This is a genomic window from Blastopirellula retiformator, assembly GCF_007859755.1.
GTDB classification, from domain to species: domain Bacteria; phylum Planctomycetota; class Planctomycetia; order Pirellulales; family Pirellulaceae; genus Blastopirellula; species Blastopirellula retiformator.
In genome coordinates this window covers 594,897-621,824 of the sequence record NZ_SJPF01000001.1, presented here as the reverse complement: position 1 = coordinate 621,824, position 26,928 = coordinate 594,897, and the positions used below count along the sequence as shown (strand labels likewise).

Genomic DNA, 26,928 nt, shown 5'->3' with positions numbered 1-26,928 from the left:
GGGTGAGTCAGTGCCCCGAAACCATTCCATTCCAGAGTTCGATCCGGGCTTCCAGGGCCATTTCGGCCGCATGTTGGGCGGCTTGCCACTTGGCGTCATCATCGCCGCACAAGTTGGCCAACAGTCGCCGCGAGAGCGGGCCATGCTCGTCCCCATCGATTTCGATGTGACGATGTAGGTAGTACAGAAAACGGTCCGCCTTGCCGTGCGATTGTTCGTTGATCCGTTCAACTAGCTTCTGAAAGACGCTCGGCAGCAGGTCCTCGCGCCCGAAGGTGAACCCAGCCGCGATTACCGCCGGATTGCGCGAATCGATCAGTTGGAAGGTCTGCGCCAGGAACTGATCGACTGACGGCGGCAACGCCGCGTGGAGCCCGGCCGAGACGACGTCGATGCCGTCGGCGACCATGTGGATGAACGTCTCGATCGGTTCGACGTTGGCGCCTACTTCGCGCATCGCGTCGAGATAGAGCTCAAAGTGGCTCCAGTAGCCTCCTTTGCCATCTTCGTCGCACTCTTCGCCCAGGACGATTTCGTTGATCAGGCGGCAACTGGCGCCGTCGGCCTTCGGCGTCCAGGGAATATCGACGCAGGTCGTTTCTCGCTGCAGCGATTTGAGCAGCGACATGAAGTCCCACACGGCGAAGACATGCCGCTCCATAAACAGCCGCAGCGCGTCGACGTCGGTCAGTTGCTCGTAAACCGGATGCGTCAGCAGCGCTTCGCGGCGCGGCTGCAGCGCCGCTTCGATCTTGGCGATTCGAGAATCGGACGATTCGGTCATCTGAGCGTTACCCAAGGAAAGGGGAGTGAGCCGCGGGGCGTAGCGTCCCGCGAACAAGTCGGCGGGACGCCCTGAATTTACGAGCGAGAATTCGCGTCGCTTACTTCTTCACGCGTTCGACATAGTCGCCGGTACGCGTGTCGATGCGGATGACGTCATTCATGTTGACGAACGCCGGGACCAGGATTTCGGCGCCCGTTTCGACCGTCGCCGGCTTCGAGACGTTAGTCGCCGTATCACCGCGAACGCCCGGTTCGCAGTAGGTCACTTCCAGCTCAACGTGAATCGGAGCGCTGATCGAGATCGGGAACTCGTTGTACAAAGTCGCCATGCACTGCATGCCGTCTTTCAGATACTTCCAAGCGTCGTCGATCTGCTCTTTGCTCAGTTCCCATTGCTCGAACGTCTTGTTGTCCATGAAGACGAAGGTGTCTCCCTGGCCGTACAGGAACTGGCAATCGGTTTCGGTCACGTCGGCCGATTCGAGCGATTCGCCGCCGCGATAGGTGCGGTCGAGCGAAGTGCCGCGAATCAGATTCCGCAGGCGACATTTGTAAAGCGCGTTTCCTTTACCCGGCTTCACGAAATTGCATTCGGTCATCAGGTAAGGTTCGCCGTCGATCTGGACTTTCAAGCCTTTTTTGAAGTCGCTGGTACCGTACTGCACTTTAAGGTCTCGCTGTAAACTAGGACGCTCCGGGGGCGATTTATCCGGGGGGCGGCCGACATGTGGGAACGATCGTCTCGCCTATTCACCGGCCGCAAGGTAGGCCGGGGATCGTGTCTCTTTCAAAGCCGGCCGATCTCGCCGGGCCGCTGAGGTTTTCCCCCGGCCCAACTTAGATGTCTGGCTGATAGAATACGAAAATGCGTATTGTAACTCCCACCGGCGATCCTGTCCGCACCGCTTCGGCCAACGAAATTCGGCAGCCTGACCGATGGCAAACGGCCATGAAACAGGCGATCCGCGATCCGGCCGAACTTTGCCGCCTGCTCCAGCTTCCGCCTGCGTGCGTCGAAGCCGCCGTTGCCGCTGCGGCCGACTTTCCGCTGTTCGTTCCGCGTGAGTTTGTCGCCAAGATGACGCCGGGGGATCCGCACGATCCGCTGCTGCTGCAGACGCTGCCGGTATTGCGGGAACTTGATTCGCCACAAGGGTTTACGGATGATCCGGTTGGCGACGAGGCGGCGACGCTGACCCCGGGACTGCTGCAAAAGTACGCCGGCCGGGCCTTGTTGGTCACCACCGGGGCGTGTGCCGTCCATTGCCGCTACTGTTTTCGCCGCCATTTTCCTTACACGGAGGTCCCCAGCGGCGTCGCAGCGTGGCGGGAGGCGGTCGAGGCGCTGGCGGCAGACGAATCAATTTATGAAGTTTTACTCTCTGGCGGGGACCCGCTGACGCTGGCCGATGCGACGCTCGCGCAGCTGGCCGAGCAATTGGCGGCGATTCCCCACCTGCGGAGGATCCGTGTTCATTCACGCCTGCCGATCATGATTCCGCAGCGGATCAACGAGGAACTGCTCGCCTGGCTTACGGGGACTCGCCTGACCGCGATCGTCGTTATCCATGCCAATCACCCGCGTGAACTCGAGCGCCCCGTCTTGGCGGCGATTGAGCGGCTCAGTCAGGCCGGCGTCATGGTTCTAAACCAGGCGGTCTTGTTGGCCGGGATCAACGACGACGTTGACGTGCTGGCCGAATTGTCAGAGCGGCTGACCGACCACCGGGTGCAGCCGTACTACCTGCATCAGCTCGATCGTGTGAAAGGCGCCGCCCACTTTGAAGTTTCGCGTGAGCGGGGAACGGAACTGATTCGTCAGTTGCGGACTCGCTTGCCCGGCTATGCCGTGCCGCGGTATGTCGAAGAAATCGCTGGCGAGCCGAACAAGACGATCATTGCTTAGCTTGCGCAGCGCTGGTCAGCGCTCGCGCCAACGGGCAACTCGCCAGATTGTCCGCTTCGCCGCGGCGGTATTTCTTCAGCAGGCGGCGCGATTCTTCGGCCAGCATCCGCCGCACTTCGCGCCGTTTCCCTTTGATCCGGGCGATCTTCATGTGGTCGTAAGCGGTCGTCTGGTGTCGCATCCAGGCAATCACCGCCGACTCGGCTCGCTGCTCGATCGGGATCCGCTTCGTTCGAGCGACCGTGCCGCTGCCGACCGGCGTGGCGTGCGTGGTGACCGCATCGGCCAAACGACCAGCGATCGCTGAGTGCCCGCTGTCGAAGCGAAGGAACTGCAGCACGGCGCCCCGAAAGTCCTCGACGTATTCGCCTTGCTGCTTGTCTCGTCGCGCAGCGCTGGCGGCTTGACGTTTGGCGTAGGCGTCGGTCGAGCGCTCTTGTTCAAGCCGCGCTTTCTCGGCAGCGATCGTCGCCGCTGGGGCTAGCACGCCGCGCGAGAACATCCGGCGTCCCTTTTTCTCTTTGATCGTCCAGGTCGGCCCGGCCGATTTGACCCGCCGCGTCAGGCCTGCGTCGCCCGGAGGCAGCAAGGTCCAGTCGGAGGGAGCGGTGAGCACTTTCCCCTCTTCCGTGCGAACGGTATTGGGAGCCGGACCAGGCGAAACGATACGAGTATGCTGCGGCACAGGATTCTTTGACGCACAACGGAAAGAGACGAAATCGACGGCATTCGATGATACGCAGTTTCACGCTCGCGCAAAGGGCAGACTCCGTTTCAGGCGTGCCACTGCCGGCTTGTCCAGCAGTGCGAATTGCAATTCAGCTCGAATGATTCGCCGAGGCATGAAGGTTCAAGGCAGACAAAAAGCCGCGGTCCGAAGACGGCGGCTTAGGTGAGCAGATAACGACTACTTGGCCGGTTTCGGCGATTTGCCGGCGTCCGGGTTCGGCTTGGTCAGGTCGATCTTGGCGATGCCGGTTCCGGCGTAGCCATCTTTCGGCGTGCCATCGTCGTTGAGCAAGTCGAGCGTCCACAATGTGCCGCGCGAGACGACGCCGAGCCATTCGTCGGTCAGCATCGTTTCGTTGTGGTGACCGAGCGTGGTGCCGAAGACCTTCGCTTTGCCAAACTGGTTGGTCCAGATGACGCTATGGTTCTTGTCGGTGTCTTTGCCGTAGGCCTGGGCCAGCGGCTTCATCTCGGGCCATTGCTTTTCGATCTTGTAGAGTTCTGCGACCGGACGTTTCCAAAGTTCCGGGAAGCCGGCCATGACCGGGTGATCGGGCTGCAGGTTGACGACGTCGATCGGATGATGGCTTTCGTGACTGCGGGAAGTGACTCCCAGCAGCTTGCGCCACTCGTCGGTGTCGGCATGGCGATAGCTGTGCATCGAGCAGTGAATAACCACCGCCGGAACGCCGGTCTCGGTGTGAGCTTTGACGATACCTTCGACGAACTTGACGTCTTTCACGTCGCCGTAGCATTCGTTGTGCACGACGACGTCGTACGGCTTGATCCAGTCGTGGTTCTCGTAGACCGGCACTTTGATGTCTTTGCCGCTACCCGTCAGCACGACGTCCCACTCGATGTTTAGACGTTGGCTGAGTCCCTCGGTGATGATCTTCACCTGGTGCGGATAATCATGGCAGCAGCCGCCGGTGATCAGCAGGCCTTTCAGCTTTTTCGGCGCGTCTTCGGCGAAGGCCGAAGTGCAAATCGCGAGCGCCGCGACGACGGCCCAAACGGGCAGATAGGTTTTCAAGCGAGACATAGTCGAGTCTCCTGTGGGGGCGATGATGGTGTTGGGGGTGGGTTAGTTGGCGCTAGGAGTGGTGTCGGCGTCGAGATCGCCCAGGGCGAACTGAATGCCGTCGAGATAGAACGCCAGCATTTGCGGGTTCCAATAAATTTCTTCGCGATGGCCGAGCGAGCTGTAGAAGACGCGACCGTCTCCCCAACTGCGAACCCAGGATACGGCGAAGTCGCCGTCGTCGCGTTTGATGTTCTTCTTGTCCATGTTGGTCTTCTCGACATCCAGCGACAGCAGCACGTGCAGCGCCTTGCGCGAGTAAGGATCGCGGAACTGGTAGATCTCGTCGACGATCGTGAAGTCTTTTCCGCCAAAGGCCGCCATCAGCGGATGCTGGGGACTGTCGACCTTCACGCCTACCTTTTCGTGCCACGGATGGGCGTTGAAGTAGCCGCCGACCATTTCGCCGAATTCCGGCCATTGGTAGTTCGCGTCGCTGGCGGCGTGAAAACCAACCAGGCCTTTGCCGCTGGAGACGAAGTTGAGCAAGCTCTTCTTCAGTTTCGCCTCCGCGTCTGCGGCCGAAAGCTTCTCGCCATACTTGGCTTCGATCTGCTGCAGGTCTTCGGCCCGCGGCTTGATCCACTCGCCGGTCGTGTTGACCATGACGACGGCGTCATACCTTGTCAGGTTCTCCGGCCACAGGTCGGTCAGGTCGTCGGTGATCACCGAGCTGTAGGCGCCGTTCTTGTCGCCGATGATCTGCACGGCTCGCCCCCCAACGGGGATCGAGCTATGACGGAAGCCGGCGTGGCGGAGAAAGACCAGCACGTTCTGGTCCTTCTTCGGAGTCGCGGTCGCTTTGGCAGGCGCCGCTTCTTCCATCTTCTTCAGCTGGTCAGGCGAGACCAACTCGCGAATGTAGATGTTCTTGAACTCCAGGCGGTTGCCATGGTGTTGCAGTTCGATCTGACCGGTCGGGTAGATCGGCTTGTCCCGTTCCCAGTAGTTTTCGAGCACGACGTTGTCGGTCACCGTCTTGCCGTTGAGCTTCACGGTGACGCGATCGCCCACCATCTTGATGTAGAAGGTGTTCCACTCGCCGATCGGATTGTCGGCGATAATCGTCGGGGCCGATTGATGCTCTTTGTTGTTGTAGAGACCGCCGGAGCCGACCTTCCAGTGCGCCGGATCCCAGATCTGGATCTGAGGCGATCCCCGCACGTAGATGCCGCTGTCGCCGTCGGACAGAATCTTCCAGTCGACGTACATCTCGAAATCGGCGTAGTCTTTGGCGGTGCAGAGGCTTTGCCCCTTGCCGTCGTAGACCAGCACGCCATCTTCGACCGACCAATGCTCATTCATGCTGGCGTCGGCCTTCTTTTGCTCGGCGGCGAGTTCTTCGGCGGACATCGCCGCTCGCTTGGGCGGACTGGCGACCAGGCCTTTCCAACCGGTTAGATCTTTACCATTGAACAGGGCCTTAAATCCCTGCGGCGGTTTGACCTCGGCCGAAGCGTCGTCGGCGGCCCAGACGGCCGGCGCTGCGATCAGCAGAAGGAGGAGAGCGAAGGGGCGTTTCATTAGCAGATTACCTCACAGAAGGGCGGGGCAGGAAAGGTGGGATGGGGGATGGGTTGCCACTATGCAACCTCAACCATGATAATCGAACTTTATGACAGGAGAAACTAAGCCAGATCCGCCCCCGGCCCGCCGCATGCGTCGCCCCCTCAGCCGTTCGTTCGCCGCGGTCGCTTTCTACCCATCCTTGCTCTTTAATTGGTCAATGATTCACATCTTCCGCCGCTGGCGGTGGTGGGATCGGATCGATGAGCACGTTTTGATCGGGGCGTTGCCGACCGATAAAATCGTCGAAGAAATCATCGCCGCCGGGGTGACCGCCGTGGTGAACACCTGCCAGGAGTTCGCCGGGCCGGTCGGGACCTACTCCAAATCGGGCGTCGAGCAGCTCCATCTGCCGACCATCGACTTCGTCCCGCCCAGCCTGGAAGACGTCCGGCGCGGGGTCGAATTCATCGATCAGCAGGTCGCCGCCGGAAAGCAGGTGTACATTCACTGCAAGGCCGGTAGAGCCCGCAGCGCGACGATCGTCATCTGCTGGCTGATCAAAGCGAAGGACATGACGCCAACCGAGGCCCAGCTCTTTTTGAAGAGCAAGCGGCGCCAGATCTTAAAGAGCGTTTATCGCCGCCCGGTGGTCGAGCAGTTCTACCAATGGTGGCTGAACGAAAAGAAGCGTTTGGCCGAATCTGCCGATCAGGCGGCCCCCGCTGAGTCGGAGTCGCCCGAGCAGCCCGACTCATCCGAGTAATCGTCAGCCGACAACTCGCCAAAATCGTTCGATCCGGCTCGCCAAGTCGATCCAAAAAGCTACGATAACGTGACGTCGGATTCCCCTTTTGACTTCCGAGGAGTCGCTATGTTGCGCCTAATCGCGATCGTGTCGCTGCTGACCCTGATTGGATGCGGAGCCCCCCAGAACGCCGATCAGCCGCCTGACGACGATGGACCTGCTCTGCGGAAGGTTCGCCTGGCGCTGAACTGGTTTCCCGAAGCGGAGCATGGCGGTTTTTATGCCGCCCAGCAGCAAGGCTTCTTCGCCGACGAAGGGCTCGACGTCGAGATCATCCCCGGCGGCCCCGGCGTGCCGGTGATTCCGCAGGTCGCTCAAGGGAATGTTGAGTTCGCCGTCGCCAACGCCGATCAGGTAATCCTGGGCCGATCGCAGATGGCCAACGTCGTGGCGCTGATGTCGTCGATGGAAAAGAGTCCGCGTTGCGTGTTGGTGCACGAGCAGTCCCCGATCAAGGATTGGAAGGATCTTGAAAACTGCACGCTGGCGATGAACTCGGGACGTACCTTCGCCATCTACCTGCAGAAGAAGCTGCCGCTAAAGGACGTTCGCATCGTCCCGTACAACGGCAACATGACCCAGTTCCTGGGTGATCCGAACATGGCGCAGCAAGGCTACGTCTTTAGCGAACCCTATATCGCAAGAGAGAAGGGAGTGGCGACGCGTTCGTTGATGATCCATGAACTTGGCTTTAATCCTTACACCAGCATCCTGATCACCAGCGACGATCTGTTGGATGCCGAGCGAGATCTGGGCGTGAAGATGACGCGGGCCTGCATCAAAGGATGGAAGCACTACCTGGATCATCCCCACGATACCAACGATGAAATCTCGACGCTCAATCCTGAATTGGATGTCGCAGCGCTGCAGTTTGGCGCCCAGGAGATCGAAGGCTTGGCGCTGCCGACCACCGACGATCAGTTCGGCCGAATGACGCTGGCTCGCTGGACCGAACTGATGCAGCAGATGGAAGAGGTCGGCATGACCAAAGAGGGGCAAGTCAAGCCCGATGACTGTTTCGCCGTCGACGTCTTCGCCTTGGCGACCCAGCCATAGCGGTTAGTCGTTGTCGGGAGCATCGCTCTGGCGAATCACCTGCTCGGCCGCGACCAGCAAACGGGGCGCGGCTGCTGGGGCCAGTTCTAGCAACGTCTGGCCGCTGCGGATCGTGGCGATCGCTTGCTCACGCAGCGCGGCGTCTTCTAGCTTGTCGGCTAGGTAGAGCAAGTTGCCGGCGGCGACCGAGTTGCCGCTGGGGATGGCGTCGTCGTTCGGGATCTTCCCCCGCACGATCACCTCTTCCGCGTTCTCCGCGGTAAAGCAATAGCCGCCGAGTCGCGTGTCGCCAAATCGCTCGGTCTGCTCCGCCTGTAGCCGGGCCGCCTGGTCGAGCCGCTTCTGCTCGCCGGTCGCTTCGTGCAGCGCGAGCAAACCGTCGATCAACATTGCGTAGTCGTTGACGTAGGCGGTGATCTTCGCCTGGCCATCTTTATAACTGCGGAGCAGATGCCCCTCGGGCGATTTGGCGTTCGCCAACAGGAAGTCTGCGTTCCGCTCGGCCGCCGCGATGTAGTCAGGCCGCTTGAAGATTCGCCCGGCGTCGGCCAAGCCGGCGATCATCAGCCCGTTCCATTCGGTCAGCGCCTTGGTATCGGTCGCCGGCCGCACGCGCTGGCCACGCCTGGCCAACAACTTTTCACGCAGCGCTTGGAGGCGAGACTCAAACTCAGCCGGGGTCAGCCTTAAGTTCTGCGGCAGTTCGGCGATCGGCGCCTGGAGCTGCGGCACGAAGTAGTGTTCTTCAAAGTTGGGCGTGCCGCCGAGCCCGTAGACTTGTTTGGCAAGTTTCAACTCGGCCGGGTCGAGCAGGTCCTGTAGCTCTTGTTGCGACCATCGATAGTATTTGCCTTCTACCCCTTCGCTATCGGCGTCGATGGACGAGTAGAACTCTCCCTGCGGTCCGGTCAGTTCGCGCAGGACGAAGTCGCACGTCTCTTCGGCGACGCGGCGGTAGTGCGGCTTGCCGGTCAGTTGATACGCTTCGGCGTAGAGCGACGCCAGTTGGGCGTTGTCGTACAACATCTTCTCGAAGTGTGGAATTCGCCAAAAGCGATCGACGCTATACCGATGCAGGCCGCCGCCGATGTGATCACGAATGCCGCCGGCCGCGATCCCATCGAGGGTAACGGTCAGCAGCTTCTCCGCTTCGGCCGAACCGTTCTGAGCGCGGGCAAGCAGATACTGCAGCGTCGCAGGCTCCGGAAATTTCGGCTGGTTGGCATCATCGGCCGAGAAGTTGAAGCCGCCATGTTCGGCGTCAAACGATTCGGCAATCGCCGCGTCAGTGGTCGCCAGCAGCTTGGCGTCCAGCTGCATTGGCTGCAGCGCTACCCGCGGACGCAGGGCCTCTTTGATCAAGTTGGTCAGTCCGTCGGCGCTGGTGCGCAGGTCGGCTTCTCGCTCGTCCCACAGCTTAGCGATCCGGCTGATGACGGTCAGAAAGCCGACCGGCATCTCGCGGTCGCCATCGCGCGCCGGCCAGTACGTGCCGCCATAGAACGGCTTGCCTTCCGGCGTCAGAAAGGCCGATAGCGGCCAACCCCCGGCGCCGCGGGAGAGGATCTGCACGGCGGTCATGTAGACGTGATCGATGTCGGGGCGTTCCTCGCGATCGACTTTGATGCAGACGAAGTTCTCGTTCAGCAGCTTGGCGATCTCCTCATCGCTAAAGCTCTCGTGCTCCATCACGTGGCACCAGTGGCAGCTCGAGTAGCCAATCGACAGGAAGATCGGCTTGTTCTCCTGCTTCGCCAGGGCGAGCGCCTCTTCGCCCCAGGGGCGCCAATCAACGGGGTTGTGGGCATGGGCAAGCAAGTAGGGGCTCGTCTCGCCGGCCAGGTGATTGGCGTGGCGCTTAGGCGAATCGCCCGGTTCTTGCGCAGCAAGGGGAGAGGAGATCAGTAGTAGCGACAACAGTGAGAGGTGTCGAAGGATGGATGGCATTGGGCTTCTCGGCGAGTTCGGATTGGGCCTTCGATCGTATCACGGGCTCGGCTGGGAAGCGAATTTTGATGAGTTGCGCTAGCTGGGGGAGGCGATTGGAATTGACAGAAACTCCCATTTATTCAATTATCCCCCAGGTATTTTCCCAAAAAACTGGCTCTAGGTTTTTAGATATGGCTGTTTACTCCAACACACACCAGTTCATTTTTGTTCACGTACCGAAGAACGCCGGAAGTACGTTGATCATGAACTACCGGAAAAAGGTTGCCCCAGACTTTCTGCTGGGATTTGAAGAGCTCAATGCGGAACTGGGCTACGAGCGAGATCCGGCGCTTGGAAACCACTTCACCTATCAAATGATTAAGAGTCTATGCGATCGACATGCGGTGCCGATCGACTACCAGAACTACTTCAAGTTTTGCGTGGTACGCAATCCCTTTGAACGGATGGTTTCGCTCTACCAGCATCGGCTACGGAAAATTGACGCCACGACCAACGGCGTTCCCCGCAATAGCCCAGAAGACAAGGCTCTGTTGAAAAAGGGCTTTGAGGCCTGGCTGCTGACGACCCAAAACGTGTCGGATCGCGTCCTGACGAAGATGTCGCAATTGGATTGGATCAAAGACGAAGCCGGCGCTATCGTGTGCGATCGCGTGATCGACGTCCGCAATTATGATCAAGAGATCATGGAAACGCTGGAGACGCTTCGCATGCCGCGGATCGAACTCGATAAGTTCAACGTGAGCGCCAAGGATTCGTCGCAGTATAAGTCGTATTATACCGCGTCGACCCGGGCTCACATTGAAAAGTACTTCGCCGAAGACCTCGACGTTCTTAAATACTCTTTTTCGTAAAGAGGAAATCGGCATCATGCAGATGGTGGCGTTCTTGCACCGCACGGACGCCATCCATCTCGTCGGTCACGCGAACGAGCGACCCTGATTCGCTGCTGTTGTCGTAGTGGTAGCAGTCGTATCCGCGTTCGAATCCAAAGCGGAACAAATCGGCTACAGGGTATTTGCTGAACGGTTCATAGATTTCCAGCAGCAAGTCGGGGGAGTATTTCTCGAGCGTCGCTTCGGCACCGCGCAGCACGTCCAATTCCGAACCTTCGACATCGACTTTGATGAAGCCGACATCTTCGATGCCCAGCGAGTCGATCGACCTGACCGGAGTCTTGGTCGAGCGAAACGTCGTGGACGGCTTGAATGAGGTATTCACGCCGCTGACGTCGTGAAGGCCGGAGTTCGAGAGCCGCTCGTGATCGACGAAGAAGTCGGCTTCGCCGCAAAAGTCGGAAATCGCCAAATGCTGAACGGTGATGTTGTCAGCAAGCTGCGAGACGTTCTTCAGGCGTTCGTAAACGACTTGCACCGCCTCGAAGGTGTAAACGTGTTTGCTGTGTTGAGCCAGAAAATAGGCGATGTGCCCAACGTTTCCGCCGACGTCGATCGCGTTCTTGGCGCCGTCCAGCAGCGGCGGCAGTTGGCTGAGAATCGTCGTTGCCGCCAATTTCTCGTAGACGTCCATTTTGAAATGGCGAATCTTCAGCGCGCGTTCAGAGATGTTAACCCCTTCCTCGACTTGCGGGACCGCTTCCTCAGCTTGAGGAGCCGCCCCTTTGTTGCCGCTGAACCAACGGAAAACGCGTTTGATCGTAGACGGATTGGCGGTGTGGGCCATCGATAGGTACTCCAGCTAAACTTGGTGGCGAAGTGGTTCGCGTAGGTAGGCAGGCTTATTTCAGGGCGATTTGCAGGTTGACTCGCAAGCCTGACTTGCAGATGCCGCCTCGGTGGAAGCCGTGTCCTGCGTCAAAGAGCATGCAATTCGCAAAGTCGGACGTGTAATGCTTCTCAGCTTGCAGCAACTTCTCGCTCAGTGCGGATCCATCGGGAACCATCCGACCAAGGATCGCGTTCTTGCGCAAGATCTGGGGGAAAGACAACGCGACGCGGCGATGTTCAGGCGTATTCAGGTAGTTGCCGGTGCTGTTCCCTTTCGCAATCACCATTTCCAACTCACTGAAACGCCAGCGATGGCTGGTCGGTAGGAAGCTGAATGGGCCGGCGTCCGGAGTCACGTCATTCAGGTACAGAATGATCTTCATGACCGGTTTGGGATCGTAGTGCAAGCCGACCAGTCGGCTGGTCGTCTGGCAGTCCTGCAGCGTCTGCGTGTAGTGCGTATCGGTCGGTGCACAGATGTGGAGGCAGGCGTGCTTGAAGTCAAGATCAGGAACCCGGTGATACTTGGTCGCCGCCGGCAGTAGACCGCCGGGCCGAAACGCTTTGTGCAATTCTTCAAATAGCACGGCGTCTTCTTCCGGAAAAATCATCCGTGAGCGGTCATAGCCCTGACTGGGATCGCAAAGCTCAGGCGGCTGCTGGGCGATCAGCTCGTCGATCGACGCTTGCAGGTGAGCTTGGATTTCGCTTGTGTTGACTTGGCTGGCGTACACGCCGTCGGCGACCAGCGATTGATAGGCGGGCGTCGTCGGCAAATCGTCGCGCGTCGTCGCCTGGCGTTGTGCTTTGTGTTTGATGTAGCTAACGCCCATGCCCCGAATGTTCTTTATCTGCGCTTGCAGAATCGTCATTTCGTTGGCGTTAAAAGCGTCGAGTCCGATCAGCGCCGACTGCAGCGCCACAAGACTCGACTCGAAAGCCTTGACGTCGCAGTTGTTCAGCGCGGCGGCCAGCGGAGCCGTAAGAGCGTCCTCTTGAGGGAGCGAAGGAACCTGCTTGATCTCGCGGCATTCCGGGAAGTCGGCCAGATCGGGCAAGACGATTCCATGGTCGGTCAGATCGAAACGCTCGGCATAAGGGGAAGGTTGGCTGGGTTTACCAGAGAAGAAGCCTTTTAGGGAAAAGAGTCGGTCAATCCGTTTGCCGATAGTCGCAGGATTCATCGAAATCATCCTTACAAGGAAAGCTGGGGCGACCGCTTCGCCTTCGCGTACCCGCGCAGCGGCCGATTTTGCGCCGGGAGAAAGTGTGCCGGAGAGTCTCCAAAATTTCGAAAACCGCCGCAAGAGCAATCCCCGGCGCCAGCACCGGGTGCGCAAAGAAAAACACGCGGTCGCCTCAGGCGCCGCGTCTTGCGATTGCTGATAATTTGAGCGTCGTTAGTCGACGATCGCGCGGAAGGTGACGTCGCCGATGGTCAGCAGTTGGCCGGGCGCCCATTGGGCCAGATCGATACGATCGCGATTGACGAACGTGCCGTTCTCCGAACCAAGGTCGCGGACCAGGATCTCGTCGCCACGAACCAGAATGTCGCAATGCTCTTCGGCGACCAGCGGGTGCTTCAGTTGCAAGCTAGCGCTATCTCCGCGGCCGATGCGCGCCGGCAACGCCAGCGACATCTCTTGCGAGTCGAGTTCGCCGCCAATTACTTCCAGACGAAGGACATGGGCCTTCCTGGAAGCGGCGGCGGTTAGAGTGAATTGTTTGTTGGTTGCGATCATGGCTTCTTAAATTCCGCACGAAAACATCGATGACTTCCTGTCTTCGCAATCTTCTAGACGCAGCCCGGGCGAGGATTGTTCGCTTGTTGGGCCAAGCCGTAGAAGATAGTCTGCCCTACGTGAGGGAGAATTCGACGAGGTGGGGATGAAATTTCTATGCAAAATCTGGGCCAGACGTTACGCATTTCCGCATAATTCTCAGGAAACGAACCTTTGGCGGACTCCGGTGGCCTAGAGGGAGGGGGTCGCCGCTTCCGGTTAGCGCGAAAAAAGGGGAAGCGAAGATTACTCCGCTTCCCCTTCGGTGATGGTCTGAATTCCGAAATTCAGGGCCGATTATTGCCCGTCTTCGGCTTCTTCCGCCTCGGCGGCCGCTTCTGTTTCAGCCTGTTTGACGGCAACCGCCACGGCGATCGCTTTGATCACCCCAGTGTCGAGGTTGATCCGCGTCATCGCGCTGGTGTCGGTCAGCTTGCCGTTGATCGTCAGCTGGGCGTCCTTCTCCGACAGCGAATCGAGCGCCGCCACGATCGGAGCGCTTTGATCAATGCTGTTGATGAACTCCAAAATTGGCTTCGCGCTGACCACCATGGTCATCGGGCTAGCAAGCGGCTGGCCGGCGCCGGACAGCGAATCGTCGATCACCTTCTTCAGCTTGGCGATCGCGTCGTTGCCGACCGACAGGTAGGCCGACTTTTCGCCGATGCCCAACACGATGATCAGCTTCTCGCCAAACAGCTTGCGAGCCTCTTCTTCGGTCGCCGGCACGGGGCCTTCGATTACGTGGAAGTCGACCCCTTGGTGCGAGTCGGCGTTCCATTTGACGCCGGGGAAGTCAGGCTGGTCTTCGACCATCTTCAAGATCTCCTTGAAGCCGTCTTCCACCCGCTTGCCGTCAGCGACGAACGCGCCCATCAGGAAGGTCATCTTGTTCGGCGCCAGATCGACGGTCATGCCCATGTCGAACTTGCCCGCTTTGATCGTTTCGACAAACGTATCGATCGACAGGTCGACCAGGCGAGTTGCGGCGTCGCGGGCCTTTTCGTCCAGATCCGGATTGTTCTCGATTTCCAGGAACGCCTTCTGGCGACCGGCGTTCAGTTGCTTGACCGTGTTGTCGATCTCTTCCGGAGCGATCTTGCTGGTGACGTGCAGCGTGCCGGCCGAGCTATTGATCATGAAACCGGTGAAGTCGCTGGTCACCCCTTTGTTCATCGCCAGTTGTTCGGCGATCTTCGAGCCCGGGGCGACGTTGTAGGTAACGTCGATGTAGGTCTTGCCCGCTTCTTTGTCGACGTTCCAGCCGATCGCCAGGTCTTCGATTTCGTTCAGCAGACGTTCCAACTGAGCGACTTGCAGCTGCACCATCTGGCGACGCTGCGCGAAGTCTTCATCCGATTCGCCCGGTTCTTGTTCCAGCGTCAGTTCGATGCCGCTCTTCATCTGAGCGATCAGCATGTCGCGGAACAGTTCCGGAATGTTGTTCAGGTTGACCTTGGCGGCGACGTCGTAGTCGGTCGGCAAGTTCGCCAGCAGCGCGGCCGGTTTGGCCGGCACGTCGGCCAGCGACGCTTTGTCCTGCGCGACGAAGGCCCAGCCTTCGACTTCCTTGTAGTAGATCGGCAGCGGGCCTTCGAGGACGAAGACGCCGTCACCCATGTCTTGCGGTTCGCCAACTTGATCTTCCAGCAAGATCAGCAACGCCTTCAGGTTGGTGACCGGAATGAAGCCGACGTAGTTGAACTCTTGGCCGTCGGTTCGTACGACGACGCCGATCGGACGATTCTTGTCGATCCCTTGGGTCAGCGGCGCCGACATCATCGCGACGGTCAGACCGATTTCGTCGTGATCGGCGATCTCGGTCAGGTACTGGACGTCCCCCAGAACCTTGGCGAACGGAGCGACCGAAACGACCGCAACCGTTTTCATTTCGGCGGCGTCGTCTTGCGCCTGGACCAATGCCGGAGCGGCGACCAGCGCCATGGCGGCGAACCAAATCCATGTCGATTTCAGCATCTGCTTCACTTTCTTCTCCTTCGAGTGTTTTTTCTCTGCAGCCGGTTTGGGGCCACAGTCAATTGCGTTATCCAGGGGTAATTTCGTCTAGGGCGGCGCAGTTTTGCGGGGCAATTGCGCTAGACGCCAACAATCTAACGCCTATTGATTGCTGGAAAAATACGGAAGCCGAGCCCGGCAGGGTCGGTGCGCTCCGCGAGCGGGATGCAGGGTGTGCATGATTAACCTACCTGCAAAAGAGCCTGCAGGTTTTCAGTTTCGTCGGAAAAAGTCGACTTCAGGGGCACGGCACGCCAGAAGGGCGGCCGCAGGCCGACGGGCCGAAGAGACGTTTAACGTTCGCGGAAGACGATGCGACCCTTGGTCAAATCGTAGGGGGAAAGCTCCACGCGAACGCGGTCGCCCGGAACGATACGAATAAAGTGCTTCCGCATCTTGCCGGCGACGTGCGCCATCACCAACGGTCCGTCGTCCAATTGGACGCGAAATCGCGTATTGGCCAAGGCTTGCGTCACCGTGCCGTCAACTTCGAGGGCTTCTTCTTTTTTAGCCATAAACTCTTGTGCTGGTTGTCCTACTAGGGGCTCAATAGACGGTCAAAAAGACTTCCGTCCCATCATAATATACCGGTCAAATCGCCCCAAGCCAAGGGAAAGGGGCGAAACCAGGCCTATAACAGGCCGAAAGTGGGGCAAATGGGAGAAATGAGTCGCAATAGTAGCCCGCCGCGCGAGCGAAATGCCGAGGCAAGGAAATGACGAATGTGGAAGGAGCGAATGACGAATCAAACCCGAATGCCCGAAACTCGAAACCGCCCCAACTCGCGAAACGGGGTCTGGTCTCGTTTTCGCCGCAAATCGCACCATCACAAACAACCACCACTACGAAAACGCGACCTGACCCCGTTTCACGCGGACAGACTGGACCAACCGCGCCCGTTTTTTTCCAAGGCGAGGGTGGCCCGTCCGGCATCCCCGGGCGGGTCGCGCAGCGACAAGATGCCTCACCATTCGTGTCGCCGATCCAACCAACGCCACCACTGGACCGGACCCTTTCGTTTTTTTAGTCGCCCGGTTGTTCGTCTAGCCCACCCCTTCAGGGCTTTCCTTTCTTAACAGTCCGTTGATTTTCTCGACGGACTGCGTGATCGCAGGGATGCGATCCCAAAATAACGACGTAAGTCGTTATTTTGCGAGCCGCGAAGAGCTATGCTCTGAGCCTGGCGAGGTTGGAAAATGCCACGATGGCATTTTTCAACAGGCAGCTAGAGCCAGGTCAATTGATAAATGAAGTACTCATACTTCCAAGGTAGTCTTCGATCATGCAATCCGCTGACTTTGTTACCGACACTTCGACGTTATGCATTTTTGACCTCGAATCCTTGCGGCATCGACTTGATGACGATAGCGATTGGTGGACTGTGCCAGATGAAGAGTTGCTGGAAGTCAATAACGGCAACATCGCTTTTATTGGACTTGGCGAAGACGGAAAATACTGTCTGGAAGTGTGTGAGTCGTTGGTGGAGACGGACATTTCTATCAATCTCAATTGTCCGAGCGGACGACTGTTTATCGGCGCAGGCGAGGAGGTCACCGGAGAGGGGTTAGAACCAGAAGCATTGAGGGGAGGCATGTTTCTGGACTTAAGTCCCGGAATCTACCGACTTGCGATTTATCGAAAATCGCCGCGACTAGTCGCGATATGCTTTGAGCAAACATCAGACGGCGGTGAAAATAAGTTTACAACTCCCGTCCAAATCTAGTAGCGACGAAGAATTCGAGGCGTCGTCAATACTGTTCGGACGCCACTTGCGCATTCGTTATGATTCCGGCTTCGCCTAGCCACCATCGCAGGCCGACGTCCGTTTTCACCTACGGATGCGGTGACATTCAATCGTGCGAGCGTCCACCCAATCTTCAACTCGGACGCTACATAGCCGACTGTTCTTTGGGGTTTGAAATTCTCCGTCATGCGTCGACTGGAATTGCCCACGAAAAGTTGACAGTGGATCGAGAGATGTCAGACTTGCCTGACAGGAGATTCGATCCATGCCCAAGCGTCGCACATTCAGCCGAGAATTCAAACTGGCCGCCGTCAAGAAGATCATCGAACAAGGGCTGTCGTACGCGGCCTGCGACCGTAGGAGCTTGAAATGCGAGAAGACGGATTTGTTTCACTGTGGTTAGGCGTCGCACCTGATGCAGATGCTCTAAGCGACTACGTTGCGTTGACCTATGATGAAGATGGCGAGGTGATCCCATCTCTGTTCATGCGGGAATTCGACCTACCCTACTGGGACGAAGACTTCCGAGAAGCTGACACAATAGATGGCCCGAGCGACTCTGTAGCCGAAGTGTTGTCTGGCTTTTCGTATAATTCGCAGCTAATCGAGCAGTTTCAACGTATGCTGGGGGAGTCGCTGACGTTTCCTGTGAATGCCGCTGTGCTTCTCTACAACTTCAATCACCAGTCTCCCACCGTTACTCAATCGGACGGGGCGATTCAATTGCGTTTCGTGGGCGTTGCAAAGTACTCAGCCTGACCTCGGCTTCTTCATCACGATCTTCGGGGGAAGAACAGGGAGGCAAGCGTTAGGTATCTTCCATGCGGAACACTAAGCCGCTGTCCAGCCAGGCGAGCCAGAAGGCTCTTACTCGAGAACTCATTTTAGTGGCAAGTTCGTTGCCGACAAGGATGAATCGTTCGCCTCTGAGGGCGCTGCAGCTGCCACCCAACGAACCGCTTTTTGGAACACGGATCCGTCGGTTGGCCGGCGTTCGCAATGTGGACTAAAGCAAACTAGCCTTCCTTGGCCGTAATTTGACGCGACCACCGCCGGCGTACCGGACAAGCGAAAGGCTTTTCCCTTCGGGTCGGTCTTGGTCGCGGCATCAAAGCTTGCCCACACCGTGACGCTGGTCGGGTCCAGCAAGGTTAACTTCGGCCCCCCCGAGTACTTTGCGTCTTCTTTGGTATCCGATTCGACCAGTGGGCAACGGCTCCACTGTAGCGGCGTTACAAATGACCCCGAGTTTCCGTTGGACTTCACCTTCATCAATCCAAGGTAGGGATACTTGTCTTTGGGCTGAGTCGCAAGAAATGCCCCTGCACAAATACCGACGTAGCCCCCCCCAGCACGAACAAAGTCTTGCACTGCAGCCCTGCCAGATTCTCCCAGATGCTTGGCTTGCGAATTGGAATGTCCCCCTCCAACCACCAACACATCGGCATGGTTCAGAGCCCCCTGCAAAATATCTTCCCGAGAGACAAGCTGCGCCATTAGCTTTGTGTCAGCCACAAGCTGAGCTTGCAGCCAAGCCGGGCCATGACCACTGGAACTGATCGCCCCCTTATCGTCGTAGACGGCGACTCGAATACAGTCCTGTCCACTTTCTTCGGGAAACACTGTCGCCGCATTGAAGCTGTCAGCCAACATACCTTGCTGTTTCAACATCGCTACCGCAGCAACACGGTGCTCGCGTTGGCGGATTGACGGACGCTGCAACTGACGCGGGTCCTTGGCACTGGTTACAACGACGATTCTCCCGGACACGGTATTCTCTTGCCGATGCTTCCAACGCTCCCCAAGCCCGCACGCCTGACCTGCCAGCGCTTCGACGATCGAAGAACACACCGGATCTCGCCCAATCACAAGTCCTCCTTCGGCAACGGTTCCTTCCACTGCTACGTCGTAGGACTCGCGTAGCACCAACGTGCAATCGACTTGTTGCGTCTTCAGCCACTGTGCAAGATCTGATCTCGCCGACAACGTCCGCCAAGCAGAACGAAAACGACTGAATTCTGGGTTGGCCGAAGAAAACGAGGGGCGAGAAATCACAAAATGGATGCTCCCACACTCAGGCTTCAACCACTGCAACTGGGACACTGCGGTGGCTCCCGCGTCGCCGTGCTTACCCTCCAATCCCACGATCGCAACCGTGGGGCCTGGCGTCGCCGATCTCACTGTGCAGATCCAATCTTCCGCCTTCAAGGGAAGACTGCTCAAGCAACTAAAAACGCTCCAAAACAATAAAATTCTTCTTGGAAACTGCATAGGGAAGCAAGCAATTGGGACTCGGTGCAGAAACAAACAATAACTATAGTGGAGCCGCAACAAGAAAATAGGAAATTCGGATGAACATTGGATGATGGTGCATCCCACCAGCCCCCTGACCGTTTGGAATGCTCCCCAAATTCTGATCCAGATGTTATGAAAGTCCAAAGTCAATTCGGCAAAGGATTTTCGATGAACAAGAAACGACGACGTCATTCTCCCGAACAGTTCATCAAGATGCCCCCGCACCGCCTCGCCGCCAATCTTAATCGCATCCCGGATCTCTTCGCTGGTTCGATCTTCTGGTAAATTCGTCATGGTCAGTCATTGGTCCTGGTGGTGGTTGATGTTTGCTAATCAAATCCATACCAGAGCCAGGGCTGGCTCTCAAATGTGCGCATTATTTAGGACGTCATCTCTTCTCTAGTTTTCGCCCATAAAAGAGAAATCTAAAGAGCCGTAGCGGGATGACAACTCCCACTGCACAAACGGCGCGTAAGCTGTTTCACAAACCGCGAAACGGCGACCGCTAGACTGCGCCTCCCCGCACGTTGGCGTCGCGAATTGCGTCCAGCGCCGGCAAGACCGCAAAGTGCGAAAAATAGATCGTCAGCGCGATCGGCAACACGATGGTGAAGAAGAGGGTCGCGGTCGTGATCAGCACTTTGCTCAGCACGCCCAACTTGGGACTGACGAGGATCAGCGGCAGCGAGAGCGGGCCCAACGTCAACCACAACACCAGCAACAGCGCCGGCGTGCGGATCGTGAAGTCAAACGCCTCTTTCAGGCCACCGCCGCTGGGCGTGGGCGTTTGTCGCTCGTGCGGCAACAGTTCGCCACTGCGGGCAGTACTCGTCAGCGGACCAGTGACCGGCGATGACGGTACCAGATCGTGGTTGTAGCCTGCGTGATCCATGTTGCACCTACGGACGTGAAGCGGAGTGTCAATTGGTTGGCCGTGATAGCTCCGCTATCGCGGCTAACCAATGGGTGAACGACAAAAATGGCGGGCCCGGTGTTTACCGAGCCCGCCACTAGAAGCTTACGTCATTTTCGCCCGGTTGGTCGGGCGTTTTTTTTACTTCAAATCGACCGGCAATTTGTCGATTTTGGCCGCCAAAATGAAGTCGTTTTCGCTCAAACCGCCAATGGCGTGCGTCCAGATCTCGATCCAGACGTTGCGATATCCTTCGATATGCAGATCGGGATGATGCCCGTCGCTTTCGGCCACTTCGGCGACTTGATTGAAGAAATTCATGCCGGCCATGAAGTTTTTGACCGTCCAGTCTTTGCGAATCCGCTGACCATCTTTGGTTAAGGTCCAACCGTTGAGCTTGGTCAGTTGGTCGTTGGCTTCATTGAGCGTGCAGGGATCCACTCCCCCTTCGCACGGTTTGCATTTCTTTTGAACCAGTTGGTTCGATTCGAGGATTTCCATAGCAGCCTCCTTCCGGCACTTGCTGTTGGGGTTCTGCGATTACTCGGCCGCCTGCTTGTCGGCGTCCGGAGCGATCGCGTCTTCATCCATCGTCTTCACCGGCTTTTCCTCAGCGGCCGGCGGCATGATTTCGACGCCTTCCTTCTCTTGCGTCTCTTGCTTTTCTCGCCACGGCTTTTTCGCTTCGTAGCTGGCCAACTCTTCTTTCAGGTGACCGATGATGTCTTCGTCGGTTCCTTGGTCGACCGCCTTCTGAGCCCACTTCTTCGCTTCGTCAAAGTTGCCCGTTTCGGCGTGCGCGGCGGCCAGCGTGCTTAGAATGTGGGGCGCTTCGTAGTTGGTCTCTTCGCAGGCCTTCTTCGCCAGCTCTAGCGAACGCTCGCCATTGCGGAGCGAATCGTCAGGCGAAGTCGCCAAGACCCAAGCCAGGTTGTTCAAGATGTGATCGTCGTTCGGCTGCAGCTTCAGCGCCGCTTCGTATCCTTCGATCGCTTCCTTTTGGGCGCCGATCGAAAGTTGCGCGTTGGCTTTGCCGCTGATCGCCTGCCAGCTATCGGGCGCCTTCTTCAGCACCGTTTCAAAAACCTGAATCGCCTTGCGGGGCTGATCATCGGAATTGTAGACCATGCCGATCTGAATCAAGATCGCCTCGTTGTTCGGATCGCGCTGCAGCAGCGATTCGAGGTCTTTGATCGCCTGATCAAACTTGCCCTGCTGCGTCAGCACGACGCTTCGCAGAATGATCGCGTCAGGCAGATTCGCTTCGATACTCAGAATACGATCAAGGTCTTGCTCGGCATCGGCCGGACGATCGAGTTCGACGTACAGGCGAGCCCGCATCATCAAGGCCGGAATCGAACGAGGAATGAAGGCCAACACCTGGTCGATGTCTTCGATCGCTCCTTCGGCGTCTTCGGCCAGAATCTTCAGCCGGGCTCGCAGCAAGTAGCCGACCGGCGAACCGGGATGTTCGGCGACCGTCTTGTCGAGCAGGGCGATCGCTTCATCAAACTTCTTCATCCCGGCCAGCGTGTCGGCGTAGGCCTGCAGCGAGGCGACGTCGTTCGGGTTCTTTTCCATCACCAGCTTCAAGTCGGCCGAGGCTTTCTCGAAGTCTTCCTGCTGCATGTAAAGCACGCCGCGCAGTTTGAGGGCGTCGACGTTGTCCGCATCGGTCTTGATGGCGCGGGTCAGCTTTTCGATCTGCAGCTTCGGATCGTCTTCCAAGGTGGCCGACATCATGATCGCTTTGGAGAGCTGTCGATCATCTTCTTTCAGATTTTCGATCGCCGCATCGAGCGCCTTTTTCGCTTCGTCCTTGTCGCCGTCGGGCAACAGCAAGAGCCGCGACTTCAGCAATTGCATTTCGCCCAAGGCCGGATCGACCTTCAACGCGCGGTTGGCGTCGGCCAAGGCGCGATCGCGAAGTTCTTTCCACTGGGCGACCGGCGGTTGGCGTTCGAAGATGCCGGAGGCGATCGTCTGAGCGCGTTGATACAACACCGACGTCAGCAGTTGCTTGGCGAATAACTCGTCGTCTGGCGACAAACCTTGCTTCAAGGCGGATTCGCTGAGGCTGATCACCTTTTCCAGGTCATCCACCGATTCCGCCGACAACTTTAGATCGACCGCTTTGTCGAGATCAGCTTGACCTTTGGCTTGCGCCCATAGCGGCGCGGCGATCATCAGCACGACCAACGGCGCGAACCAGCGAGTTAGCGTGAACATCAGCGGAACTCCTCTCCATACGAAATGCAGGCTTACAAACGCTCTATCCTGCGCATTATGCCCGAGTTGGGCGTTCAAAGCCACGCGGATTTCTTCACATTCCTTTTCGCGTTACGATGATGACAAACCTCCCCCGACCGAGAGAAACGCCAAATGCGACATTATTTTTTCTTTCTGGCCCTGGTGCTGCCGGTCACTTGGGCATGTTCGCCTCCGCCGCCGGTCGAAGAAGTCCGCACCAGCGGCCCGCTGGCAAGCGTCGCTCCGCCGATCTCGGTTTCGGCCGCCGATTGGCCCTGGTGGCGAGGAGAAACGCATAACAATCACGCTGTGGGACCAACTCCGCCGACCGAGATCAGCGCCAAGACGGTAATCTGGGGCACAGAAGTTCCGGGAAAAGGACACTCCACCCCTGTCTTATTGGGGGAGACGCTCTATTTAACTACGGCCGACGAGTCGGCCCATACGCAGTCGCTGCTCGCTTATGACGCTCAGACCGGCGACCAGCTCTGGTCGTTGCCGGTGCATGAAGGAAAATTCATGCCGATGCACTCCAAAAACACCCAGGCCTCGGCGACGCCGGCGACCGACGGAACCAACATTTTCACCACGTTCATGGTCGACGACGGCATCTGGGCGACCGCCGTTTCGCCGGAAGGCGAAATCGTCTGGCAGACCAAGGCGGGCCCCTTCCACAGTCAGCATGGCTACGGTAGTTCGCCCTTGATCTACGATTCGCTGCTGATCATTCAGGCCGACTGCAAAGGAAGCGGCTTTGTCGCGGCGATCGATCGCCTCAGCGGCAAGATCGTCTGGCGCACGTCTCGTCCCGACGGCAACAGCTATGGCACGCCGACCCTCGGCAAGATTGGCGGCCAAGACCAACTGATCCTGTGCGGGCAAGATCGTCTGGTCGGCTATGACCCGCAAACCGGCAAACAGATCTGGTCCTACTCAGGCTTGTCCGAAACGACCGCCAACACCCCGACCGCGGTCGGCGACACGGTCTACATCAGCGGCGGCTATCCCGATCACTTTGTGATGGCGATCGACGTCAACGACATCGGCGAACTCGAATATTCCGACGTGATCTGGGAAGATCGCAAGAAGGTCTACGTACCGTCGCTACTGGTCGACGGCGAGTATGTGTACGCCGTGGGGGACGACGGAGTTGCCGTCTGTTATGACTCGGCCACCGGAAAGTCGCATTGGAAGAAACGCCTGGGGGGCGGTTTTAGCGCTTCGCCCACGCTGGCCGGCGACCTGATTTACATCCCCAACGAGCAAGGGGAAATGTTCGTCTTGAAGGCGGGCGACAAGTTCGAGCAGGTTTCGTCCGGCAAACTTCAAGGGGGCGGATTCGCCAGCCCGGTGATCGTCGACGGGCGAATCTACTGGCGAACCACCACGCATCTGTATTGTCTTGGCGGAAAATAGCCAACCGACTTCTTACCCTGGAGCTGACCGCGAATGCCGCGCACCCTGATCGATCAAGCGATTCGTTGGCTTGCCTACGAACAAGACGCCCACACCAAGACCTTGGCCTCGCTGGCGGAAGTCCCGGACGATAAGCAGAACGAGCCGGAGTTCAAAAAGGCGATTCGGATCCTGGCGCACCTGGCCGTTTCGCGGCACAAGTGGATGGTCCGACTCGGCCGGGCGCTCGAGATGCATACCAACTTCTTCCCCGACGACTGGACGCTAGAAACGCTGGCCGGCGAACTGGCGGCGTCGCACCAACTGTGGGAAGGCTATCTCGGCAGCCTGGAAGAGGACGCCGAACTGGAAGAGTACTTTGAATACGAAAGCAGCGACGCCGGACCTTGCCGCAGCAAGATGGGAGACGTCGTCACGCAACTCTTCGGCCACTCGTGGTACCACCGCGGCCAGGTGGCAATGCTGGTCAAATCGCTCGGCGGCCAGCCGGCGACGACCGATTTTATCTATTGGTCGCGGGAGATTATTGCGTAGAAGGTTGCAAACCTGGTATGCAAAAACCTCGGAATTTACCTGGGGATTCTCCTTCCCCACACCATGCGTAGAAGACTTGCCGACATCGGCTCTACCAGGGGAGCTGCACGCCAAATGTGCCGATTGTTCGGCTTGTTGGCAGCGGGTCGCTCCCTGCGGCGAACCGGGCGTTTCGGCCGATGGCATCTTCGCCGCGCTTTCCCGTGAATTGCCGCTAAATACGTGAAACTGCAATGTACGGTTGCTTGCCAGACCCTTCTGGAACCTGGAGACTTACGTTACTTGTTACGCGCGGTGTTATGAACTCGCTAGTTCGCATCTTTGCTTGGACGCTCTTTCTTGCGATTTGCTTGGCGCAGGGCGCACCGTCATGGTCGGCGGAGCCGGAACCGGCGAGTTGCTGCGCGAAGCCGTCCTCGGACGCCAACCGAGAGTTCCAAGCCGATACCTTCTCCCGCTTCTTCACCAAGCTTTTCGACGGCAGCGACTACCCGGCCCGCTGGTACTGCGGCAACTGGACGCTGGAGACCGGCTGGCTGCATGTGATTTCGGATATCGCCATCTTTGGCGCCTACTTCACGATTCCGGTGGTGTTGCTCTGCTTCTTGCGGCAACGTCCCGACATTCCGTTCCCCAAAATCATCTGGTTGTTCGCGGCGTTTATTTTTGCGTGCGGCTTTGGCCACCTGGTCGAAGCGGGCATCTCTTGGTGGCCGGTCTATCGCTTTTCGGGCTTGATCAAGGCGCTGACCGCGGCCATCTCGTGGGCGACCGTCTTGGTGTTGATTCGGTTGACGCCGGAAGTATTGAAACTGCCGTCGATGGCGATATTGGGGCAGCAGTTGCAAATCGCTAATCACCGACTCGACGGCGCCCTGGAGGCAGGCTGCTCGGGATATCTCACCAAACCGCTGGGCCGCGAAGAGCTGCTGCGTACCGTGGCGGTCGCCCTGCACGAATACCGCGAGCAACAAGCGGAGTACAAGTCGTAAGCGACCGTTACTCGGCAGCGGCGTGCTTCCCGGCGTCGAAAAGCAAGCAACCGCTGGCATGATCGATCTGATCGCCGCGACGCCCCGCTTGGATCGCTTCCAGCGAGGCTTCCCTTAACTCGTCCGACATCTCGTCCCAGGGAGTCGCCGCCAAAAACGAGGCCAGGTCCTTCCCCTGTTCGGTCAGTCCCCCTTCCTGCAGATAAAGCCCGACCGGGACGACGCCATGGTAAATGTCATAATCATGGTCAAACCCTTCGCGGCGGGCCCAGTGCGACAATCGATCGCTGGTAAGATTGATTCCGCCCGAGCGACTAAAGGCCGAGATCCGGCTGGCCGGACAATCTTCGGTAGGCAAACAGATCAGTAGCTTGCCTTCCGGTGCGCGACAAGCGAGCGCCTTCAATAGCAGCGCTCGATCTAAATCAAAGGCAAACCAAGAGAAGAGGGATAGCGCCACGTCGTACTGACGCGGGGGCTGAAAATCTTGAAATGATTGCCGATGCGCCTCGATCAACAAATCTTGGACGCCTGCCTCGGCGACGTTTTGCATAAATTGATCGAAGTAAACCTGCGACGGCTCAACCACGGCGATCTGCCGGCCGGTCTGTTTGGCGATCCGGACTTCGACATCGCCGCTGCCGGCGCCAATCGAGAGGACCGACTCGGCGTGGTCGAGCAGACCTCGGTCGATCAAATAGGCGTACAGCGTGTTGACCCGATCAAGCCCGGCGACGATCTTCGCATAAGCGTCGGGGAATTCTTGGAAGTACTCTGCGTATTCCATTGCCGTTCTCCTCGGCTGGTTGTCGGTCAGCCGCGCATGCTGAGGACCATCTCGACGGCGGCCGGGTCCATTTCGAGTTCGGCGGCGATCTCCTCGACCGTCTTGCCGTCATCGGAAAGCGCGTAGAGTTCGTTCTTTTTCTTGGCGTCGCACAAGGTTTCGGTGATGACGCCAAAGTCAGGGGCCGCGCCCGGGTCAATCTTGGCCGCCTCTTGCATCGCCTGCCGCAACTGATCGACGGCGACGGTGTCGGCGGCGATCCCTTGTTCTTGGGCGGCGTCGATCAGCGTTTGCAAGCGTTGGGCGTCCTGCTCGGCCAGGGTCATCGCCTGTTGCAGGAAATGGATCTTCGTATTCAGTTCGGCCTGAAACTGTCGCGTGATCGTCAACATCTCGGCTTGCCACCGCTGCAAGTCGTTGGGCCCACCGCTCATGGTGAAGGGACGATCGCTGGTGTAGGGAACGCGGATGAGCGGCTCGTTGGAGGTTTCGCGCTTCGACTTCCGCTGCCGCATCCAGACGCGGCGCAGCATGATCCAGGTCAGGATCGACAAACCGCCAAAGAAGGCGAGGTAGGGCAAATATTCGCGAATCCAGTCCATTGGAAACCGCCTTAGCGCAGAAAAAACGGCGAGCAGGAAAAGTCTCGCCGTA

The 26,928-nt window shown here is 58.2% G+C and carries 26 protein-coding genes and 1 pseudogene; 10 read left to right on the top strand and 17 right to left on the bottom strand.

Annotation, left to right across the window (positions count from 1 at the left end; genetic code table 11):
• Nucleotides 1-7 precede the first annotated feature (7 nt).
• Both Enr8_RS02605 and efp read right to left on the bottom strand, forming a co-directional pair.
• Nucleotides 8-784 carry a DUF3050 domain-containing protein gene (locus Enr8_RS02605; RefSeq protein ID WP_146429059.1) on the bottom strand — a complete coding sequence of 259 codons (777 nt, stop codon included), beginning with the start codon at nucleotides 782-784 and terminating at the stop codon, nucleotides 8-10.
• Between the two features lie 100 nt (nucleotides 785-884).
• The gene (gene efp, locus Enr8_RS02600; RefSeq protein ID WP_146429058.1) at nucleotides 885-1,451 is read right to left on the bottom strand and encodes an elongation factor P; all 567 of its coding nucleotides are present in this window, start codon (nucleotides 1,449-1,451) and stop codon (nucleotides 885-887) included.
• A gap of 200 nt (nucleotides 1,452-1,651) precedes the next feature.
• Here efp and epmB point away from each other — a divergent pair, with 200 nt between their 5' ends.
• A complete protein-coding gene (epmB, locus tag Enr8_RS02595) occupies nucleotides 1,652-2,692 on the top strand; it encodes an EF-P beta-lysylation protein EpmB (protein ID WP_146429057.1) in 1,041 nt (346 codons plus the stop codon).
• Here epmB and Enr8_RS02590 read toward each other — a convergent pair.
• The 3 genes from Enr8_RS02590 to Enr8_RS02580 form a co-directional block, all read right to left on the bottom strand.
• Nucleotides 2,682-3,377, bottom strand: a complete 696-nt coding sequence (locus Enr8_RS02590; protein ID WP_146429056.1) for a DUF2293 domain-containing protein — start codon at nucleotides 3,375-3,377, stop codon at nucleotides 2,682-2,684. The genes epmB and Enr8_RS02590 overlap by 11 nt on opposite strands.
• Before the next feature lie 222 nt (nucleotides 3,378-3,599).
• A complete protein-coding gene (locus Enr8_RS02585) occupies nucleotides 3,600-4,463 on the bottom strand; it encodes a ThuA domain-containing protein (protein WP_146429055.1) in 864 nt (287 codons plus the stop codon).
• Nucleotides 4,464-4,505: 42 nt separating this feature from the next.
• A complete protein-coding gene (locus Enr8_RS02580) occupies nucleotides 4,506-6,026 on the bottom strand; it encodes a family 16 glycoside hydrolase (protein ID WP_146429054.1) in 1,521 nt (506 codons plus the stop codon).
• A 91-nt stretch (nucleotides 6,027-6,117) separates the two neighbouring features.
• Here Enr8_RS02580 and Enr8_RS02575 point away from each other — a divergent pair, with 91 nt between their 5' ends.
• Together Enr8_RS02575 and Enr8_RS02570 are read left to right on the top strand one after the other, a co-directional pair.
• Nucleotides 6,118-6,774, top strand: a complete 657-nt coding sequence (locus Enr8_RS02575) for a phosphatidylglycerophosphatase and protein-tyrosine phosphatase 1 family protein (RefSeq protein WP_246119919.1) — start codon at nucleotides 6,118-6,120, stop codon at nucleotides 6,772-6,774.
• A 108-nt stretch (nucleotides 6,775-6,882) separates the two neighbouring features.
• Complete coding sequence (locus Enr8_RS02570) at nucleotides 6,883-7,872, top strand: ABC transporter substrate-binding protein (RefSeq protein WP_146429053.1); 990 nt, start codon at nucleotides 6,883-6,885, stop codon at nucleotides 7,870-7,872.
• A 3-nt stretch (nucleotides 7,873-7,875) separates the two neighbouring features.
• Here Enr8_RS02570 and Enr8_RS02565 read toward each other — a convergent pair whose 3' ends face one another.
• Nucleotides 7,876-9,819 (bottom strand): thioredoxin domain-containing protein, encoded by a 1,944-nt coding sequence (locus tag Enr8_RS02565; RefSeq protein ID WP_146429052.1) that lies wholly within the window; start codon nucleotides 9,817-9,819, stop codon nucleotides 7,876-7,878.
• Here Enr8_RS02565 and Enr8_RS02560 point away from each other — a divergent pair.
• Entirely contained in the window at nucleotides 9,813-10,673 is an 861-nt protein-coding gene (locus tag Enr8_RS02560) for a sulfotransferase family 2 domain-containing protein (protein ID WP_315851746.1), read from the top strand. The genes Enr8_RS02565 and Enr8_RS02560 overlap by 7 nt on opposite strands.
• On the opposite strand, the gene Enr8_RS02555 is transcribed toward Enr8_RS02560, so the two are convergent.
• The 5 genes from Enr8_RS02555 to infA all read right to left on the bottom strand — a co-directional run bounded on the left by Enr8_RS02555 (nucleotide 10,654) and on the right by infA (nucleotide 15,858).
• The gene (locus tag Enr8_RS02555) at nucleotides 10,654-11,502 is read right to left on the bottom strand and encodes an FkbM family methyltransferase (protein WP_146429050.1); all 849 of its coding nucleotides are present in this window, start codon (nucleotides 11,500-11,502) and stop codon (nucleotides 10,654-10,656) included. The genes Enr8_RS02560 and Enr8_RS02555 overlap by 20 nt on opposite strands.
• Nucleotides 11,503-11,557: 55 nt before the next feature.
• A complete protein-coding gene (locus Enr8_RS02550; protein WP_146429049.1) occupies nucleotides 11,558-12,730 on the bottom strand; it encodes a hypothetical protein in 1,173 nt (390 codons plus the stop codon).
• 216 nt (nucleotides 12,731-12,946) lie between these two features.
• The gene (locus Enr8_RS02545; protein ID WP_146429048.1) at nucleotides 12,947-13,288 is read right to left on the bottom strand and encodes an FHA domain-containing protein; all 342 of its coding nucleotides are present in this window, start codon (nucleotides 13,286-13,288) and stop codon (nucleotides 12,947-12,949) included.
• Nucleotides 13,289-13,624: 336 nt separating this feature from the next.
• Nucleotides 13,625-15,304: a hypothetical protein gene (locus tag Enr8_RS02540; protein ID WP_186767395.1), complete on the bottom strand. Its 1,680-nt coding sequence runs from the start codon at nucleotides 15,302-15,304 to the stop codon at nucleotides 13,625-13,627.
• Between the two features lie 332 nt (nucleotides 15,305-15,636).
• Complete coding sequence (infA, locus tag Enr8_RS02535) at nucleotides 15,637-15,858, bottom strand: translation initiation factor IF-1 (protein ID WP_146429046.1); 222 nt, start codon at nucleotides 15,856-15,858, stop codon at nucleotides 15,637-15,639.
• A gap of 767 nt (nucleotides 15,859-16,625) precedes the next feature.
• On the opposite strand from infA, the gene Enr8_RS02530 reads away from it, so the two are divergent.
• The 3 genes and pseudogenes from Enr8_RS02530 to Enr8_RS02525 all read left to right on the top strand — a co-directional run bounded on the left by Enr8_RS02530 (nucleotide 16,626) and on the right by Enr8_RS02525 (nucleotide 17,846).
• Nucleotides 16,626-17,066 (top strand): DUF6386 family protein, encoded by a 441-nt coding sequence (locus tag Enr8_RS02530; RefSeq protein WP_146429045.1) that lies wholly within the window; start codon nucleotides 16,626-16,628, stop codon nucleotides 17,064-17,066.
• A gap of 286 nt (nucleotides 17,067-17,352) precedes the next feature.
• A pseudogene (locus tag Enr8_RS25690) lies at nucleotides 17,353-17,436 on the top strand (transposase); the annotation flags it as partial.
• Nucleotides 17,437-17,456: 20 nt separating this feature from the next.
• Entirely contained in the window at nucleotides 17,457-17,846 is a 390-nt protein-coding gene (locus tag Enr8_RS02525) for an immunity 22 family protein (RefSeq protein ID WP_146429044.1), read from the top strand.
• 120 nt (nucleotides 17,847-17,966) lie between these two features.
• Here Enr8_RS02525 and Enr8_RS26705 read toward each other — a convergent pair whose 3' ends face one another.
• The 4 genes from Enr8_RS26705 to Enr8_RS02505 form a co-directional block, all read right to left on the bottom strand.
• Nucleotides 17,967-18,740 (bottom strand): BPL-N domain-containing protein, encoded by a 774-nt coding sequence (locus Enr8_RS26705; RefSeq protein WP_456236730.1) that lies wholly within the window; start codon nucleotides 18,738-18,740, stop codon nucleotides 17,967-17,969.
• A 1,147-nt stretch (nucleotides 18,741-19,887) separates the two neighbouring features.
• Nucleotides 19,888-20,274 carry a hypothetical protein gene (locus tag Enr8_RS02515; protein WP_146429042.1) on the bottom strand — a complete coding sequence of 129 codons (387 nt, stop codon included), beginning with the start codon at nucleotides 20,272-20,274 and terminating at the stop codon, nucleotides 19,888-19,890.
• A gap of 162 nt (nucleotides 20,275-20,436) precedes the next feature.
• Nucleotides 20,437-20,796 carry a 4a-hydroxytetrahydrobiopterin dehydratase gene (locus Enr8_RS02510; RefSeq protein WP_146429041.1) on the bottom strand — a complete coding sequence of 120 codons (360 nt, stop codon included), beginning with the start codon at nucleotides 20,794-20,796 and terminating at the stop codon, nucleotides 20,437-20,439.
• 39 nt (nucleotides 20,797-20,835) lie between these two features.
• Nucleotides 20,836-22,524, bottom strand: coding sequence for a tetratricopeptide repeat protein (locus Enr8_RS02505; RefSeq protein WP_146429040.1), 1,689 nt, complete (start codon nucleotides 22,522-22,524; stop codon nucleotides 20,836-20,838).
• Between the two features lie 153 nt (nucleotides 22,525-22,677).
• On the opposite strand from Enr8_RS02505, the gene Enr8_RS02500 reads away from it, so the two are divergent.
• From Enr8_RS02500 to Enr8_RS02490, 3 genes are all read left to right on the top strand, one after another.
• On the top strand, nucleotides 22,678-23,961 hold the full coding sequence (locus Enr8_RS02500) for an outer membrane protein assembly factor BamB family protein (protein ID WP_146429039.1): 1,284 nt from the start codon (nucleotides 22,678-22,680) through the stop codon (nucleotides 23,959-23,961).
• Nucleotides 23,962-23,994: 33 nt separating this feature from the next.
• On the top strand, nucleotides 23,995-24,495 hold the full coding sequence (locus tag Enr8_RS02495; protein WP_146429038.1) for a DinB family protein: 501 nt from the start codon (nucleotides 23,995-23,997) through the stop codon (nucleotides 24,493-24,495).
• A gap of 299 nt (nucleotides 24,496-24,794) precedes the next feature.
• Complete coding sequence (locus tag Enr8_RS02490; RefSeq protein ID WP_146429037.1) at nucleotides 24,795-25,487, top strand: ANTAR domain-containing protein; 693 nt, start codon at nucleotides 24,795-24,797, stop codon at nucleotides 25,485-25,487.
• 7 nt (nucleotides 25,488-25,494) lie between these two features.
• Here Enr8_RS02490 and Enr8_RS02485 read toward each other — a convergent pair whose 3' ends face one another.
• Together Enr8_RS02485 and Enr8_RS02480 are read right to left on the bottom strand one after the other, a co-directional pair.
• Nucleotides 25,495-26,274 carry an SAM-dependent methyltransferase gene (locus tag Enr8_RS02485; RefSeq protein WP_146429036.1) on the bottom strand — a complete coding sequence of 260 codons (780 nt, stop codon included), beginning with the start codon at nucleotides 26,272-26,274 and terminating at the stop codon, nucleotides 25,495-25,497.
• Nucleotides 26,275-26,300: 26 nt separating this feature from the next.
• Nucleotides 26,301-26,876, bottom strand: a complete 576-nt coding sequence (locus Enr8_RS02480; protein ID WP_146429035.1) for a hypothetical protein — start codon at nucleotides 26,874-26,876, stop codon at nucleotides 26,301-26,303.
• Between the last annotated feature and the right edge of the window lie 52 nt (nucleotides 26,877-26,928).

Excerpts from the sequence above, each read along its gene's own strand:
- Enr8_RS02605 (WP_146429059.1), bottom strand. The coding sequence starts at position 784 with ATGACCGAATCGTCCGATTCTCGAATCGCCAAGATCGAAGCGGCGCTG.
- epmB (WP_146429057.1), top strand. The coding sequence starts at position 1,652 with ATGCGTATTGTAACTCCCACCGGCGATCCTGTCCGCACCGCTTCGGCC.
- Enr8_RS02585 (WP_146429055.1), bottom strand. The coding sequence starts at position 4,463 with ATGTCTCGCTTGAAAACCTATCTGCCCGTTTGGGCCGTCGTCGCGGCG.
- Enr8_RS02580 (WP_146429054.1), bottom strand. The coding sequence starts at position 6,026 with ATGAAACGCCCCTTCGCTCTCCTCCTTCTGCTGATCGCAGCGCCGGCC.
- Enr8_RS02575 (WP_246119919.1), top strand. The coding sequence starts at position 6,118 with ATGACAGGAGAAACTAAGCCAGATCCGCCCCCGGCCCGCCGCATGCGT.
- Enr8_RS02570 (WP_146429053.1), top strand. The coding sequence starts at position 6,883 with ATGTTGCGCCTAATCGCGATCGTGTCGCTGCTGACCCTGATTGGATGC.
- Enr8_RS02560 (WP_315851746.1), top strand. The coding sequence starts at position 9,813 with ATGGCATTGGGCTTCTCGGCGAGTTCGGATTGGGCCTTCGATCGTATC.
- Enr8_RS02565 (WP_146429052.1), bottom strand. The coding sequence starts at position 9,819 with ATGCCATCCATCCTTCGACACCTCTCACTGTTGTCGCTACTACTGATC.
- Enr8_RS02555 (WP_146429050.1), bottom strand. The coding sequence starts at position 11,502 with ATGGCCCACACCGCCAATCCGTCTACGATCAAACGCGTTTTCCGTTGG.
- Enr8_RS02550 (WP_146429049.1), bottom strand. The coding sequence starts at position 12,730 with ATGAATCCTGCGACTATCGGCAAACGGATTGACCGACTCTTTTCCCTA.
- Enr8_RS02545 (WP_146429048.1), bottom strand. The coding sequence starts at position 13,288 with ATGATCGCAACCAACAAACAATTCACTCTAACCGCCGCCGCTTCCAGG.
- Enr8_RS02540 (WP_186767395.1), bottom strand. The coding sequence starts at position 15,304 with ATGCTGAAATCGACATGGATTTGGTTCGCCGCCATGGCGCTGGTCGCC.
- infA (WP_146429046.1), bottom strand. The coding sequence starts at position 15,858 with ATGGCTAAAAAAGAAGAAGCCCTCGAAGTTGACGGCACGGTGACGCAA.
- Enr8_RS02530 (WP_146429045.1), top strand. The coding sequence starts at position 16,626 with ATGCAATCCGCTGACTTTGTTACCGACACTTCGACGTTATGCATTTTT.
- Enr8_RS02525 (WP_146429044.1), top strand. The coding sequence starts at position 17,457 with ATGCGAGAAGACGGATTTGTTTCACTGTGGTTAGGCGTCGCACCTGAT.
- Enr8_RS26705 (WP_456236730.1), bottom strand. The coding sequence starts at position 18,740 with ATGTTGGCTGACAGCTTCAATGCGGCGACAGTGTTTCCCGAAGAAAGT.
- Enr8_RS02515 (WP_146429042.1), bottom strand. The coding sequence starts at position 20,274 with ATGGATCACGCAGGCTACAACCACGATCTGGTACCGTCATCGCCGGTC.
- Enr8_RS02510 (WP_146429041.1), bottom strand. The coding sequence starts at position 20,796 with ATGGAAATCCTCGAATCGAACCAACTGGTTCAAAAGAAATGCAAACCG.
- Enr8_RS02505 (WP_146429040.1), bottom strand. The coding sequence starts at position 22,524 with ATGTTCACGCTAACTCGCTGGTTCGCGCCGTTGGTCGTGCTGATGATC.
- Enr8_RS02500 (WP_146429039.1), top strand. The coding sequence starts at position 22,678 with ATGCGACATTATTTTTTCTTTCTGGCCCTGGTGCTGCCGGTCACTTGG.
- Enr8_RS02495 (WP_146429038.1), top strand. The coding sequence starts at position 23,995 with ATGCCGCGCACCCTGATCGATCAAGCGATTCGTTGGCTTGCCTACGAA.
- Enr8_RS02490 (WP_146429037.1), top strand. The coding sequence starts at position 24,795 with ATGAACTCGCTAGTTCGCATCTTTGCTTGGACGCTCTTTCTTGCGATT.
- Enr8_RS02485 (WP_146429036.1), bottom strand. The coding sequence starts at position 26,274 with ATGGAATACGCAGAGTACTTCCAAGAATTCCCCGACGCTTATGCGAAG.
- Enr8_RS02480 (WP_146429035.1), bottom strand. The coding sequence starts at position 26,876 with ATGGACTGGATTCGCGAATATTTGCCCTACCTCGCCTTCTTTGGCGGT.